At 61.0% G+C, this 13,728-nt stretch carries 15 protein-coding genes; 11 read left to right on the top strand and 4 right to left on the bottom strand.

Going from position 1 to position 13,728, the window contains the following annotated elements; all coding sequences use genetic code 11:
• Positions 1–20 precede the first annotated feature (20 nt).
• On the top strand, positions 21–764 hold the full coding sequence (locus HY737_01600) for a PDZ domain-containing protein (GenBank protein ID MBI4597084.1): 744 nt from the start codon (positions 21–23) through the stop codon (positions 762–764).
• A gap of 125 nt (positions 765–889) precedes the next feature.
• Positions 890–1,528: a transcriptional repressor LexA gene (gene lexA / locus HY737_01595; protein ID MBI4597083.1), complete on the top strand. Its 639-nt coding sequence runs from the start codon at positions 890–892 to the stop codon at positions 1,526–1,528.
• Here the strand turns inward: lexA and HY737_01590 are convergent.
• Together HY737_01590 and HY737_01585 are read right to left on the bottom strand one after the other, a co-directional pair.
• Positions 1,520–2,653 (bottom strand): DUF819 family protein, encoded by a 1,134-nt coding sequence (locus tag HY737_01590; protein ID MBI4597082.1) that lies wholly within the window; start codon positions 2,651–2,653, stop codon positions 1,520–1,522. The genes lexA and HY737_01590 overlap by 9 nt on opposite strands.
• Positions 2,654–2,737: 84 nt before the next feature.
• Entirely contained in the window at positions 2,738–3,703 is a 966-nt protein-coding gene (locus tag HY737_01585; GenBank protein ID MBI4597081.1) for a C40 family peptidase, read from the bottom strand.
• Positions 3,704–3,782: 79 nt separating this feature from the next.
• On the opposite strand from HY737_01585, the gene HY737_01580 reads away from it, so the two are divergent.
• Positions 3,783–4,007 (top strand): Lrp/AsnC ligand binding domain-containing protein, encoded by a 225-nt coding sequence (locus tag HY737_01580; protein MBI4597080.1) that lies wholly within the window; start codon positions 3,783–3,785, stop codon positions 4,005–4,007.
• A 30-nt stretch (positions 4,008–4,037) separates the two neighbouring features.
• Positions 4,038–4,352 (top strand): ferredoxin family protein, encoded by a 315-nt coding sequence (locus tag HY737_01575; protein ID MBI4597079.1) that lies wholly within the window; start codon positions 4,038–4,040, stop codon positions 4,350–4,352.
• A 39-nt stretch (positions 4,353–4,391) separates the two neighbouring features.
• Here HY737_01575 and HY737_01570 read toward each other — a convergent pair whose 3' ends face one another.
• Complete coding sequence (locus HY737_01570; GenBank protein MBI4597078.1) at positions 4,392–5,978, bottom strand: tRNA uridine(34) 5-carboxymethylaminomethyl modification radical SAM/GNAT enzyme Elp3; 1,587 nt, start codon at positions 5,976–5,978, stop codon at positions 4,392–4,394.
• Positions 5,979–6,012: 34 nt separating this feature from the next.
• On the opposite strand from HY737_01570, the gene HY737_01565 reads away from it, so the two are divergent.
• Both HY737_01565 and def read left to right on the top strand, forming a co-directional pair.
• Positions 6,013–6,333 (top strand): N-acetyltransferase, encoded by a 321-nt coding sequence (locus HY737_01565; GenBank protein MBI4597077.1) that lies wholly within the window; start codon positions 6,013–6,015, stop codon positions 6,331–6,333.
• 7 nt (positions 6,334–6,340) lie between these two features.
• Positions 6,341–6,871: a peptide deformylase gene (def, locus tag HY737_01560; protein MBI4597076.1), complete on the top strand. Its 531-nt coding sequence runs from the start codon at positions 6,341–6,343 to the stop codon at positions 6,869–6,871.
• On the opposite strand, the gene HY737_01555 is transcribed toward def, so the two are convergent.
• On the bottom strand, positions 6,852–7,988 hold the full coding sequence (locus HY737_01555; protein ID MBI4597075.1) for an aminomethyl transferase family protein: 1,137 nt from the start codon (positions 7,986–7,988) through the stop codon (positions 6,852–6,854). The two genes, def and HY737_01555, sit on opposite strands and share 20 nt — an antisense overlap.
• A 111-nt stretch (positions 7,989–8,099) precedes the next feature.
• On the opposite strand from HY737_01555, the gene tpx reads away from it, so the two are divergent.
• The 5 genes from tpx to HY737_01530 all read left to right on the top strand — a co-directional run bounded on the left by tpx (position 8,100) and on the right by HY737_01530 (position 13,721).
• Entirely contained in the window at positions 8,100–8,642 is a 543-nt protein-coding gene (tpx, locus tag HY737_01550; GenBank protein MBI4597074.1) for a thiol peroxidase, read from the top strand.
• A 144-nt stretch (positions 8,643–8,786) separates the two neighbouring features.
• Positions 8,787–8,999 (top strand): hypothetical protein, encoded by a 213-nt coding sequence (locus HY737_01545; protein ID MBI4597073.1) that lies wholly within the window; start codon positions 8,787–8,789, stop codon positions 8,997–8,999.
• Positions 9,000–9,096: 97 nt separating this feature from the next.
• Positions 9,097–11,118 (top strand): HAMP domain-containing protein, encoded by a 2,022-nt coding sequence (locus HY737_01540; GenBank protein MBI4597072.1) that lies wholly within the window; start codon positions 9,097–9,099, stop codon positions 11,116–11,118.
• Positions 11,119–11,131: 13 nt separating this feature from the next.
• Complete coding sequence (locus tag HY737_01535) at positions 11,132–13,273, top strand: HAMP domain-containing histidine kinase (protein ID MBI4597071.1); 2,142 nt, start codon at positions 11,132–11,134, stop codon at positions 13,271–13,273.
• 4 nt (positions 13,274–13,277) lie between these two features.
• Positions 13,278–13,721 (top strand): response regulator, encoded by a 444-nt coding sequence (locus tag HY737_01530; GenBank protein ID MBI4597070.1) that lies wholly within the window; start codon positions 13,278–13,280, stop codon positions 13,719–13,721.
• The last annotated feature ends 7 nt before the right edge of the window (positions 13,722–13,728 follow it).

The following is a 13,728-nucleotide window of genomic DNA, read 5'->3' as shown; positions in this document are numbered from 1 at the left end:
GGCAGTGAGATAGGGAAAAGATGGAACAGATCTGGTGGAGATTCATGCGGGCTACCGTCAGCATTCCCTTACTCACTCTCTCACTCTCTCACTGTCTCACTAGCGAAGCCGGCCAGTTGCCGTCAGTCTTCCGCGGGGTGGTGGTGGCCGACAGCCCCGTTGGTGTTCGCGTGGTCAGCGTCGATGAGAACTCGCAAGCCGCGCTCGCCGACGTGCGGCCCGATGACATCATCGTGCGCGTCGACGACCAGGAGCTGCATTCGATTGACGACTTCGCGGCTGTGTCAACTCGGATGAAGGGCCGGACGACCAAGGCCGCGGTGCTGGTGTTTCGCAACGGCCAGCCGGTGATGCTGAGCCTCCACCTGTTCAGTTATCCGATCCTCAACGCCTGGGGGATTGACGTGCTTCCGGATCATGACATCCGGTTTGCCGAGCCGCGCGTGGGGTTTGAGTATTGGCAGCGGCTCGGCAACGGTTTTGAGGTCGCCGGCGACGCAGAGAAAGCCCTCTTCGCGTACGGCAACGCGCTGCACAATGTGCCAACGGATACGGCGACGGCCATCCGCATGAGCCAATTATTCTGCCAGGTCAGCGAGCGGCAGTTTCAGCGGCGCCGCCTGCGGGAAGCGACCGGATCGCTGCGGAACGCAGTCACCCTCATGCAAAAATTATTTGAAGCCGCCTTGTCCGATGAGCAGTTGGCCGCCATGCGCGATCAACTCCGCTCTGTCGTCGGCACGCTCAAGGGTCTTGAAATCTAGACGCCCGTCTAGTATCCTTAAGTACGATATCAGATATGAAATGCCCTTTTCATATCTGATATCGCTCGTGATGAGGCCATATCAGATATCAAAAGCCTCAATCATATCTGATATCGAGTGTTGAGATGGCAAAGCAACTCACCAAGCGACAACATACGGTGCTGGAGACGATCCGCGGCTGGATCAGGCAGCGGGGCTATCCGCCGACGATCCGTGAGATCGGCAAGTCGATGGGGATTAAGAGCCTGCGCGGCGTGACCACGCACCTTGATGCCATTGCGAAAAAAGGATTTTTGAAACGCGAACCGCGCGCGCGCAGCATCAGCTTGCTGGATATCGTGGCACCCTTTGAACAAGCCCTCTGGGTGCCGATCGTCGGGCGCGTGCGGGCGGGTGAACCCGTCTTAGCCCAGCAGAACGTGGAAGGCCATCTGGTGGTCGACGGCAGCTGGATCGGGAAGACGACGACCGCGGCTGCTGAAGCGCCGGCGCATTTTGCCCTGAAGGTCAAGGGCGACAGCATGATTAACGCCGGGATTTTGGAGGGAGATTTTGTGATCGTGCGCCAGCAGCCGACGGTGGACAATGGCGAAATCGCCGTCGCCCTCTTAGGCGATGAGGCGACGGTCAAGCGGTTCTTTAAAGAAGACGATCAGATTCGGCTGCAGCCGGAGCATCCCAGCATGGAGCCGATCCTCGTGACGAAGCAGCAGCCGCTCTCGATCCTCGGCAAAGTCGTCGGCGTCTTCCGGCATCTACCTTAGAAGAAGGCGGGCGAGCCAGGCGGAGCAGAGGCCGAGATACGTGCCGATCCCATTGAGCCCCACCGCCAGCAACAACCCCACGGCGGCCAATTCCTGACGATACACCGCGCCCACGATCGGGGTGGACGCCACTCCCCCTAAGTTCGCTTGGCTGGCCGTTGCCAGCACGCCCAGCGGAATCCGCAGCAGCCATCCGCCCAGCAGCATGACCACCCCGTGAAACATCGCGACACCGACGCCAAACGCGACCCAGATCGGCGCCGCCCACAGCGCCAAGAGGCTGGCTTGCGCTCCCATGCCGGCGAGTACTAGATACAAACACGGCATGCCCACCGAGGTCGCTGCGGGGCCTAACCGTCGAATCGGTGCAATGAATGAGGCGCCCAGCGCAAACGTCGTCACCAGCAATACCACCCAGCCGCTGGCGGAGCTAATCATCTGAGTCGTGGGGAGCATCCGTCCAACCAGAATCGCGGATGTTGTCAGCCCGATTGCGACGATGATTGCCGCGGGAGGTGCAGGCCACATCCGAGAGGGAGGCCCGGCGAGAGGGAGGGACTCCGAGGACGTGGCCTGCGCGGCCCGCAACCAACGATCCAGCGGCTGCTGAAGACCGCTGGCGGCCATCAGCACGATCATCCAGCTGTAGGCGATGAGCGCATCGACGATGATGAGGACCGTGAAGATCGCCTCAGGCGTGCCGACAATCGTGCGCACCGCCAAGAGGTTCATGCTGCCGCCGGTCCACGTCGCCGCGAGCGTCCCCACCCCAGTCCATGCGCCAGCCGGCAGATGCGCGCGCAGGAGCCATCCCATCAGCGGCGCACCCAGGACGATACTCACACTGCCGAGGAGCGTCGCCGCGACCGCCCGCCAGCCCACGCGCGCGATCGCCGGGACATCAACGCCTAGCAGCAGCAATCCCAGCGCAAACGGCAACACGAGCGTGGTCAAGAGCGGATAGGAAGGATGGTGCCGTGGCAGCCATCCGAGCGTCGTCGCCATCATCGGCAGGGCATAGCACCACAGCGGAGTCGGCAGCCACTTGAAGAGGCGATGTGTGGCGGGATGGCGCTGAAGGATGAGGACTATTCCCACCAAACCAAGGAGGGTCACTATTGCCATGGGATTTACGATGTTCGATTGACGATTGTCGATAATTAATCGTCAATCATAAATCGTCAATCGAAAATTCGTTTTGGTTGGCGATCATGCAGGTAGGTACGACCCAAAGAACACCGTTTGTCCATCGATGACGGTGCCGGGTGTCAGTTGATCGATCGTTCGGCCAAGACGTTCACGCAGGCTGATGCGACGGACCGTGTTCCCGGTCTGGGGCGCTTCAATGAGGTCGCCATCACCCGCGTAGAGCATCACATGCACGATGCGTGAAGGATCATTCGGCGCCGAAAGAAAAATGAGGTCAGCCGGCTGGAGTGTGGAGATCTTTTTTGCCCGCAGGAACTGCTCGTGCGCATCGCGCGGAATCGCGAGGCCGACCGTCCGATACGCCACGTTCACCACCCCGGAGCAATCGAAGCCGGCGGCGCGATTCGCCCGGGCGTTGCTGCGCGCTGCGCGGCCGCCCCAGTAGTACGGTTCGCCGATGAGCCGCTGGGCGCTGTGCAGGATCATGCGCCGTTTCTCGGCATGGGGCAGCGCGGCCACCTGCTCCAGAGGGCGAGCCGCGCCATGCGGGATCCAGACAAACTCGCCATCGGGCAATTCAATGCGCCACACCTGATGGCCGATCTCGATGGCGGAGAGCAGCGTGCCCATGGGGAATTGCAGGGAAGCCGCATCCGTGAGATAGGCATTGGTCCATGCCGCGACCCACGGGTCAGCCACGACGATCGACGGCGGCTGCTGGTCATGGGCCGCCATCAGATCGCTCTTCGGCAGCCACCCGGGGTACCCTTGCCACCGTGTGGCATGGCTAAATTCCGCTTGCTCCATCGCTTCGACGCGCACCCATCCGTTGTGTTCCTCAAGCACGCGGACCGGTTCGCCGTAGAACAATTGCGTTTCTTCCTCGGGGTCGTGGACCGACGGCTGTGCGACGGTGCGCGGGTGCGCGCGCAAGTCAGTCAACGGAACACCAACAAGCATCGGGCGCGCCATGGCGCACCCCGTCATGAGTGCGAGGAGCGCGCCGCGCGCCGCGCGGCGTATCATTTCAGCGTGGAGCGCCATCAGCGGATTTGCTTGAGTCGGCGGACGACTCAGGCTACAATATCCTAGTATAGAGGAAACGATGCCGAAAGCCTTCATCATGATCGATGTGGTGCCCGGCCACGAAAAGGAAGTCGAGCATGCCGTCGCCAAGCTCGCCGGCATCAAGATGGTCTATCAGGTGACCGGCGAGCATGACATGATCGCGTTTGTCGATGCCGAGCCGTACGAGGAGTTCGCCGGAATTCTCTCCACCATCCGCCAGCTCAGCGGTGTGCGCGACACCGATTCCCACCTGGTGCTCTAACAACTCAGTAAAACGCAAGGAGGAGTCGTCATGGCGTATGTGATCACGGAAAAATGCTTGGGCGATCGATACGCAGTTTGTGCCACAGTCTGTCCGGTCGAATGCATTCATCCCGGCGACTACAAGGGTCAGGAGTTCATGATCATCGACCCGGAAGTCTGCATCAACTGCGGCCTCTGCTTGCCGGAATGTCCGGTGGGGGCGATTGTGGCCTCTGAAGATGAAGACAAAGCCTATGCCGCCATCAATAAAGAGCTGACGCCGCAGTTTAAGAACAATCCCCCTGCGCCCGAACGGCCCAAGAACGATCCCCCCAAGCGAGCCGGCAACAAACTCGTCAACTAAAAGCGATATCAGATATCGAATTCGATATCTGATATCGTCTTACAGCGTTTTGACCATATAGGTGTCTTCGAGCTCGTAACCGAAGCGCCGGTAGTAGTCGCGCACCCCGACACCGGCAATCACGGCCATCCGGCGTTTCCCGAATTCCTCCCGCGCAATGCGTTCCGCCTCCTCAAGCAACTGCTGGCCGAGCCCTCGGTGCTGCACCGCCCCTTGGCGGCGCCGATGCAGGGGCACATGGTGGCCGTAGGAATGCAACTCTCGGATCAGCGCGGCATCCTCGAGTGCCGGAAACAAGGCGATAGCAGATATCCCGCGTCGCGGGATATCTGCTATCAACCGTCCCGGGATGCGCAGGCGCAGCAGTGAAGCGAGCTGATCGCGCGCGACGTCCTCGAAACTCAAGAACATTTCCGTTCCATCGGATGCCTCATAATCGCGGCGGATGAGCGTAAACGGTCCTTCCGTATCTCCGCGCACTTGCCGGCAGCGGATGCAGCGGCAGCGCAGTTCTTGCGCGCGCATCCGACGCTGCGTTGTTTCCCGAAGATTCGTGATCAGGCACCCGGCGCGAATGGACGTGGAGGGAATGTCGCGGATCACTCGTTCAATCCGCAGATACGGCGGAACAAGCTGTTTGATCGCGATGAGCAGCTCAATGAGCGTCTCATCGTCATACGGCGCATAGCGCCCCTGCCGCCACCACTGATACAGCTCGGCCGTGTCGATGACGACGCAGGGGTAGATTTTCATCGCATCCGGCCGGTAGGCTGGATCATCAACGAGCCGACGCGCCGTCTGAAGATCGCTCTCTGGTGTCGCTCCCGGAAGATTCGGCATGAGGTGATACGCCACTTTAAACCCGGCATCTTTCAGTCGTCGCGTGGCGTGGCGGATTTCGATGGTTCCGTGGTCGCGCACGATGAGTCGCAGCACGGAATCCTCAAGACTCTGCACGCCTAATTCCACCCGCGTCACTCCAAGTCTTCGCAATCGTCGGAGTTCTGCGTCGTCGATGTAATCCGGCCGCGTCTCAATCGTCACGCCAATCATTCGATGCTGCGCGGTCTCATTCACGCGCTGGGCTTCTTCAAGTGTCGGGGACGATAGGGTGTTGGCGGCATCAAAGCACCGCTTGATGAATTCCTGTTGATACGCCTGAGGATAAAACGACCACGTGCCGCCTTTGATGATGAGTTCGATCTTCTCGGTGGCATGGCCGGTTTCCTCAAGCGCTTCCAAGCGGCTCGTGACTTGCCGGTACGGATCATAGTCATGGCGCAGGGCGCGCATGACGGCCGGCTCATTGGTGAGGTAGCTTTTGGGCGCTCGCGCCTCGGTGGGGCAGTACACGCAGCGGCCAGGGCAGGCGTACGGCTCGGTGATCACGGTCACGGTGGCAATCCCGGACTGCGAGCGGATGCCGTTGAGTGTTAAGATCTGCTCGAGCCGCTCATTGGACGCGCGCTGGCCATGCTCGACTTGCCGGCGGTAGAGTCTGAGCAGCGCGTCATTCCGGATGAGGGCCGCCCTGCGCGTTTGTGAGGCCACAGCGGTTTTGAGCTTCCGAAGGGCGGTGCGATTCTCCGGCAGCGTGCGCGCAATTTCCTCGAGAAGGTATTCCACAGCGTCCATCCTTCTATTATAATGGATCACGAGCATGAGCGAGCCATCCGTCGAGGTGCGACACGATCACGGGGGAAGCCGTTTCTGTGTCACCATGGAAGGCTACGAAGCCTGCGTGATGTACCGACGCACCGGCAACGACCTTGACCTCTATCACACCTACGTGCCCGAGGTGTTTCGGGGCCAGGGCATCGCTGAGAAGCTGTGCAAAGCCGCCTTTGAGTATGCGAAAACCGGCGCACTCAGGGTGATTCCTTCGTGTTCGTATATCTCAGGCGCCTATCTGAAACGCCATCCTGAATATCTGCCGCTGACGAAGTCCGGCCCCACCTCCAACCCGGTTGTTTCTGGATAATTCACAGATGTCCATTCTCAAGGTCGCTCGGCTGGGACATCCGGTGATTCGCATGCCGTCGGAGGCGGTGCCGAAGGAGAGCATCACGTCCGCACAGACCCAGCGGTTGATCGACGACATGATCGAGACGATGCGCGACTATGACGGGGTCGGCTTAGCCGCGCCTCAGGTCTATGTCAACCGGCAGATTGCCGTCATCGAAGTGGCGGATAACCGCCGCTATCCTGGGGAAGGCAAGATCCCCCTGACGGTGCTGATCAATCCGAAGATCCTCAACGCCTCAAGAAAACAGCTGGTCGATTGGGAGGGCTGTTTGAGCGTGCATGAGTTGCGAGGGCAGGTGCCGCGAGCCGAGTCGCTGGAGGTCGAAGCCTACAACCGCAAAGGGGAAAGAGCGCGGTTTTCCACGCACGGCTTTTTTGCGCGCGTCATCCAGCATGAATGCGATCACTTGGCCGGCAAGGTGTTCCTCGATCGGATGCCGAACCTCGCCACCCTCACCCACATGCAGGAGCTCGTCAGGTACTGGCAGCAATAGGACGCCTCACCACAGTGGCGTGGCATCGCGTCTGACCGTGAAGAATCTGCACCGGCGTGTTCGGTTCGTCGCGGCCCCGTTTCACATACCCCATGGCAATCGGCCGCTTCAAACGCCATGAGTAGCAGCCGCTCGTAATCCGTCCAATCGACTCTTGCTCATGCAGGATCTCATCGCCTGAGGCAGGCACGCTGGCTCCTTCGCCCAACACCAAGCCCATCAGTTTTTTATTCGGCGAGCCATACGTGCTCAGCCGCGCCACAATTTCCTGGCCGATGTAGCAGCCCTTGGTGCCGCTGGCATGGGTGGCCTCCAGTCCGGTTTCCGGCAGCAGGTTTGAGGCATCCATGTCGATGCCGTACCACGGAATGCCAGCCTCGATCCTCGCGATGTTGAGCGCCTCCCAGCCGCTGACGCGCAGCCCGAAGTTTTGGCCGCGATCTCTCAAGAACTGCCAGGTGTGCTCGGCGGTGTTAGCCTCCACGAGGAGTACTACGCCATCGCCTCCGGTGATTCCATGACGGATCAGCCGCACGGGGTTTCCCTCAAGAGTCGCGAGGAGATGATCGCCGCTCGCCATGAGCGAGAGAGCGGCTTCACCCTCCTTCGCCCCGCTGTTTACAGGGGGCTTCGGAGCGGCTTCGGTCAGCTCGCGAAGGAAGGGAAGAGCCTTCGGTCCCTGCACGGCCAGCGCGGCCCATCGGCGCTCATGGTTGAGGACCTTCACCTCCTCGGTGAAGAGGTAGCGATCCAGCAGCGGCGTGATGAGCGCTGCGCGCTCCACATCACACAGCAGCCACAGCCCCTCCTGATCCATGAGGATGAGAAAGACCGCGAGCATTTTTCCATTCGCATCTAGGAGGGCTGCCGGAGACCCCTGGCCGGGGGCCAATCGCGCCACGTCGTTCGTGACGAGCCGTTGTAGGAAACTCACGCGATCCGCCCCGCGCACCTCAATGGCGGCGAGGGTCGAATAGTCGATGAGCGCTGCCGCCTGCTGCAATGCGGCATATTCCGCTTGCCCATCGCCGATGCGCCAGGGCAGCAGCCAGGAGCCAAGCGGTGCATAGTTGACGGTCGGGCCAAGCCGGCCATGCAAGAGCAGGGTCAGGCTCATAGGTTCACTCTATCGGCGAGTGCGAGGCTCGTCAAGGTGTGATGTATTGACGCAGCAAGAGCTTTCCCGTAGGATAAAAGTCTCATCGCGTGAAACCTGAGGGAGGCGCTGATGGCCACTGCTACTGCAACCGCATTAGGGAAGGAACGCCGAGGTGTTGTGACCTTTAAAGGAGGTCCTCTCACCCTGCTTGGGCCAGAAATCACCGTTGGCGGCAAGGCGCCGGAGTTTCAACTCCTTGGGCAGGATCTCTCGCCCATCACCCTGGGGCAGTTCAGAGGCAAGCCCCTCTTGATTAGCGTGGTGCCCTCGCTGGATACGCCGGTGTGCGATGCGCAGACGCGGCGGTTCAACGAAGAAGCGGCCAAGCTGCCGAACGTGGCGATTGTGACCATCAGCATGGATCTGCCCTTTGCCCAAAAGCGGTGGTGCGGGGCGGCCGGCATCAGTCGCGTCATGACGGCGTCGGACCACCGCGATGCGTCATTCGGCGCCGCCTATGGCGCGCTCATCAAAGAACTGCGCCTGTTGAGCCGGGCGATCTTCTTGGTCGACGCCAGCGGGACCGTGCGTTACGTCGAGTACGTGCCGGAAGTGACGTCCCATCCGAACTACGACGCTGCTTTGGCTGCCACCAAATTGTTAACAAAATAACCAATAACCAAATTCCAATTACCAAACCATGACCAATGACTGAATGACCAATAACCAAACGTTTGGTGATTTGGTCATTGGAAAATTGGTGATTGTTTGGTCATTGGTGCTTGGTAATTGGTAATTTTTATGCTGTGGTTTCGTATGCTTCTTGTCGCCATTCGCCTGAGCTGGCCGTACGTCCTCACTCCCTGGCGCTCCCCGCTGCTGCGCTGGCGCCTGGAGACGTATGGCGTGCTGGATGAGCAGGGCCGGCTGCTCCATGCCGAGGACATCACCGCCGCCCGCTTCGCCGCGTTTGTGATCCGCCACCCCACGATCCTCCTGCGGTTTCTCCGCTGGGCCGCGACGCTCTAACCGTTCTAACCGTTGGCCCATCTTGCTGTTGCATTGTTTCGCGCTGCCTCCGTCAGGTATACTTCACGTAATGCCCCTTAACAGGGCTTAAAACTCCATGAAAAACCTCAGCGACGCGGCAGCGCCAGCGGATGTTCTCACGCGCAATGAGCACGCACCTCCCTTGGCACCCCTCCAAGTGATTTTGTACCTCTTTCGTGTGTGGCTGGCCACCTTGGTGGTGTTCGGGTTTGGCGTCATCCTCACGTATCTCCGCTCCGCCTGGCTCCTGGATCCCATTCAGTGGCGGTGGCTGATCTCGATCGTATTTGTCATCGCGCCGGTCGGGGGGGTCGCGTGCTGGGTGTATCTGTGGCTGTTGTACTATGGCCCAATGTATCGAAAGCTCATGTCATGGGTTGCGGGTGCGCCCATCAGCCGGGTAGAATGCACGAAGCTCTACGAGGATGCCCTACGGATGCCGTGGCGAGTGGCCATCCTTGCCTCGACGATGATCACCATTGGTACCGCCATCGGCATCGTCATCATGCGCGTCGCTGTTGAGATGCCGTGGGTGGAGGTGCTGAAAGCGCTGCCCATCATCCCGTTGGTGTGCGGCATGTGCGGAAGCTTCGGCTACTTTGGAACGATCCGGGGATGGTATCCGGTGGCGGTCTGGTGCAGCGCGCAGCTGAAGGTTCCGCGCCCCCTCCGCGGCGTCTCGCTTGGGGTGAAGTTTTTCGCCGTCACCTGGGTCTCGGCGATTGCGGCGGTCTGCTTTCTGCCGCCGGCGGCGTACACCCTGGGCCAGACGATCACAGAGCAGTATCTGCGCGATCGGGCGCTGACCCAATTGCGCGCGGCCGCGGCGCGAATTTCCATTGTGACGCCACCGAGCGAGCGAATGAAGATTCTTCATGAAGCCGTGATGGGGGCTCATGGGTATGTCTTTGTGGCCGGCACCGCCGAGGGCCGCATCGAGACTCCCCATGCGCTAAGGTATACATCCCTGTCGCAAGAGCGGCTCTTTCAACGCCATCGCGAGTTTTGGGCCGGCGACGAAGGCACGCTTATTGATCGCGTCGGAGAGCATCGGATTATCACGTTCCTCCGGATCAGCGATCCGCCGTGGACCCTGGTCTCGGTGTCGTTTCCGGATGATTTCTCCGCTCCGCTGCGCCGCTTTGTCTTCTTCTCGTTGTTCGTGACCGCCGAGATTCTCTGCCTCGTGTTTCTCTTTGCGCGCTACTACACCCGCGGCTTGACCACGCCGCTCGGCGAATTAACCGACGCCGTCCGGGCCATCGCCGGCTCAGGAAACTTGTCTCAGCACGTCCCCGTGGCCACGGACGATGAGCTCAGCGACTTGGCCCACTCCTTTAATCAGATGGTCGAGCGGCTCGAGCAGTCCACGCAAAACCTCTCCGCGCTCAACCAAGAAATGGAAGATCTGCTCCGGGTCGTCTCCCACGACCTGCGCGCCCCCCTGATTAACATCCAAGGCTTCGCCAAGCGCCTCGACCAGCTCCTGAAGACTCCTACGCCAGGCGCGCCGGAGCGGATCCAGGAATCCATGCAATTCATCTTCAAGAGCGTCGAGAAGATGGACACGCTGCTCGGCTCGCTGCTGGCCATCTCCCGCGTCGGCCGCCGGGCGGATCCCATCGCGCCCCATGATCTCGACCAGATCCTCGATGATGTCCTGGCGACCCTCACCCATCAGCTCAAGGAGCAACAGATTGAGCTGGTGCGCCACCCGCTGCCCGCCCAGATCCCCTGCCGGCGCAACGAAATCAACCAGGTCTTCTCCAACCTGTTGAGCAATGCCATCAAGTACATGGGAGCATGTTCCACACGCCAGATTGAGATCGGCGGCGCTGCGCACGGGGAGTTCGCGGAGTGCTACGTCCGGGATACCGGCATTGGCATCACCCCGGCTGATCAGGAGCGGATCTTCCAGCTCTTCACTCGGTTGCAGACGATCGACGTCCCCGGCGAAGGCATCGGGTTGGCCTACGTGCGCAAGATCCTCCATGCGCACGGGGGCACGATCCGGGTGGTTTCGGAGCCAGGGCAGGGGAGCACCTTCATATTCACGTTGCCGATGGCCATGCGGTATACTGAGCTGAGCCGTCAGTAATTTCACGTCACAGATGATGATGAACGATCATCAAACAAGCGCCAGACATCAGAAGCCATCAGCCGCGGCAACAACCAGGACCAGCACCGGTGGGCTGCCAACGCCGCGGAGAACGCTGCTGCGGCTGCTGCGGGTCTGGAGCCTGGCTGTTGTCGTCTTCGGATTCGGCTTAGCGCTGACCTATGCCTGGTTTTCTTGGCTGCTGAACGAGGAGCAGAAGCGCTGGATGCTCTGGATGCATGTGGTGGCCCTGCCCTTCGTCGGCGGCGTGTGCGTGGTGGCCCTGCCCCGGCGCTGGTATCGTCCCATCCACGACGCGCTCAGCCGGTGGACCGCCGGCGGCCCGGTGGATCGTTCCGAATGTTTGATGGTGTATGAGCGCGCCCTGCGGCTGCCATGGGACGTGGCGCGCTCCGCGTTTGTCGCGGCCGCCATCGCCTATGCGGTTGGCATCGCCGTGGTCTACGTCGGGGCCCATCTGCCCTTCATCGAAATCGTCAAGACGCTGCCGGCGATCCCGCTGGTGGGCGGCATGCAGGGAGCGTTCTGCTATTTCGGGACGGCGCGCGCGCTGCAGCCCGTGCTCAGTTGGTGCAGCATCCAGCTGCGGCACCCGAGGCCGCTGTTTCGCGCCTCGCTGGAAGCCAAATTCCTTGGGACGGTGTGCGTCTTGGCGATTGCGGCCGTCTGCCTCTTGCAGCCGGCGGCCTACAAGCTGGGCCAAATCATTACTGAGCGGTACATGGGCGATCGAGCGCTGACCCAATTGCGGGCGGCGGCGGTGCGCCTGAGCTTTGTGACCCGTCCGGCTGAACGGCTGATGGTGCTGCAGGACGCGGCTCTGGGAAGCCAGGGCTATGTGTTTGAGTCGAACGTGGCCGATGGGAGCATTATCTCCGCGCATCCGCGCGGGTATCGCCATGTCGCGGAAGAACGCTTTCGCGAATCGGACCTCAGCCGGTGGGATCGCGAAGGCGTGTGGGTCGATCGCGTCGGCCAGCACCGGGTGGTGGCGTTTGTGCGGTCGATGAACCCGCCGCACCTCTTCACGTCCGTGGCGTTTCCGTCGGATTTCGCGCTCCCCCTGCAGCAGTTTGTGCGGTTTTCGTGGGTCGTGGCGTTTGAGGTGCTGGGGATCGTGATTTTGCTGGGGCGCTACTATACGCGCGGGGTCACCAGTCCGCTCGCCGAGCTGACCGACGCGGCGCGGAAGATCGCTGAGTACGGCGATCTCTCTCAGCACGTGCCGGTGGCGACCAACGATGAGCTGAGCGATGTGGCGCGGTCGTTCAACCACATGGTCGAAGAGCTGCAGGCGTCCAAAACGGAACTGGAAGAATACACCAAACGCTTGGAGCGCTCGACCCAGGAGCTCTCGGCCGTGAATCAAGAAATGGAAGATGTGCTGCGGGTCGTCTCCCACGACCTGCGGGCACCCCTCATCAATATCCAGGGCTTCTCCACGCGGCTGGCCCCGGTCATTCAAGATGCTGTGGACACGCTGCAGCGCGCCCAGAGCCGCTGCGCCGATCAGGCTCTGTCCGAGCACATCACCGCCTTGCGCCAGGAGCTGCAGTCGCGGTGCGCGGAATCCTTGCGGTTTATTTCCAAAAGCGTGGAGAAGATGGACGCGCTGCTCGCCTCGCTCCTGGCCGTCTCCCGCGTGGGACGGCGAGCCGATCCGCCGCAGCCGCACGATCTGGATGCCATTGTGGATGACGCGCTCGCCACCGTGCAGCATCAGCTCAAGGAGGCGGCGATCCAGGTGATCCGCCACCCGCTGCCCGCCCAGGTCCCCTGCCGGCGCAACGAAATCAACCAAGTGTTTGCCAATCTGGTGTCCAATGCGGTTAACTATATGGGGGCCACCGGCATCCGCTTCATTGAAATCGGCGGCCGGGACACGGAGGGCGGTGTCGAGTGTTTTGTGCGCGATACCGGTATTGGCATCGCCCTGGAGGATCAAGAGCGGGTCTTTCAGATGTTCACGCGCCTGCAGGCGGTGGATGTGCCCGGCGAAGGCGTCGGGCTGTCCTATGTGCGCAAGATTCTGCGCGCCCACGGCGGCAGAATCTGGGTCGTCTCGCAGCGGGGGCAGGGCAGCACGTTTTATTTCACGCTGCCTCGCCATCAGCAGCGAACAGCGGAGGGCTGAAGCGATGACTGACGAAAAGCAATCCATTGTGATTCTGCTGGTGGAGGATGATGAGGGTCATCGCCTGCTGATCCGGGAAAATCTTCGGGCGGGAGGCATTATCAATGATATCATCGAGCTGACCGATGGCCAGCAAGCGCTGGACTATCTGCTGCGGCGCGGCGAATACCAGGACGCGGGCAAATCGCCGAAACCCGGCCTGATTCTCCTGGACATCAAAATGCCGAAGCTGGACGGCTTTTCAGTGTTGGAAAGGGTGAAGACGGATCCGCGTTTGAAGCTGATTCCGGTGCTGATGCTCACCTCGACCGACGACCAGGCCGAAGTGAATCGGTGCTATAAGCTGGGGGCGAACAGCTACATCGTCAAGCCGATCCAGTATGAAAACTTTCAAGAGCGCGTCCGGGCCCTGGGGCTGTTTCTCGATGTGGTGCGCTTTCCCGACTGACACGCGG

It is taken from the genome of Candidatus Omnitrophota bacterium (genome assembly GCA_016209275.1).
In the GTDB taxonomy this organism is placed as follows: domain Bacteria; phylum Omnitrophota; class Gorgyraeia; order Aquiviventales; family Aquiviventaceae; genus JACQWM01.
This window is presented reverse-complemented; position numbering and strand designations above follow the sequence as displayed.

Excerpts from the sequence above, each read along its gene's own strand:
- HY737_01600 (MBI4597084.1), top strand. The coding sequence starts at position 21 with ATGGAACAGATCTGGTGGAGATTCATGCGGGCTACCGTCAGCATTCCC.
- lexA (MBI4597083.1), top strand. The coding sequence starts at position 890 with ATGGCAAAGCAACTCACCAAGCGACAACATACGGTGCTGGAGACGATC.
- HY737_01590 (MBI4597082.1), bottom strand. The coding sequence starts at position 2,653 with ATGGCAATAGTGACCCTCCTTGGTTTGGTGGGAATAGTCCTCATCCTT.
- HY737_01585 (MBI4597081.1), bottom strand. The coding sequence starts at position 3,703 with ATGATACGCCGCGCGGCGCGCGGCGCGCTCCTCGCACTCATGACGGGG.
- HY737_01580 (MBI4597080.1), top strand. The coding sequence starts at position 3,783 with ATGCCGAAAGCCTTCATCATGATCGATGTGGTGCCCGGCCACGAAAAG.
- HY737_01575 (MBI4597079.1), top strand. The coding sequence starts at position 4,038 with ATGGCGTATGTGATCACGGAAAAATGCTTGGGCGATCGATACGCAGTT.
- HY737_01565 (MBI4597077.1), top strand. The coding sequence starts at position 6,013 with ATGAGCGAGCCATCCGTCGAGGTGCGACACGATCACGGGGGAAGCCGT.
- def (MBI4597076.1), top strand. The coding sequence starts at position 6,341 with ATGTCCATTCTCAAGGTCGCTCGGCTGGGACATCCGGTGATTCGCATG.
- HY737_01555 (MBI4597075.1), bottom strand. The coding sequence starts at position 7,988 with ATGAGCCTGACCCTGCTCTTGCATGGCCGGCTTGGCCCGACCGTCAAC.
- tpx (MBI4597074.1), top strand. The coding sequence starts at position 8,100 with ATGGCCACTGCTACTGCAACCGCATTAGGGAAGGAACGCCGAGGTGTT.
- HY737_01545 (MBI4597073.1), top strand. The coding sequence starts at position 8,787 with ATGCTTCTTGTCGCCATTCGCCTGAGCTGGCCGTACGTCCTCACTCCC.
- HY737_01540 (MBI4597072.1), top strand. The coding sequence starts at position 9,097 with ATGAAAAACCTCAGCGACGCGGCAGCGCCAGCGGATGTTCTCACGCGC.
- HY737_01535 (MBI4597071.1), top strand. The coding sequence starts at position 11,132 with ATGATGATGAACGATCATCAAACAAGCGCCAGACATCAGAAGCCATCA.
- HY737_01530 (MBI4597070.1), top strand. The coding sequence starts at position 13,278 with ATGACTGACGAAAAGCAATCCATTGTGATTCTGCTGGTGGAGGATGAT.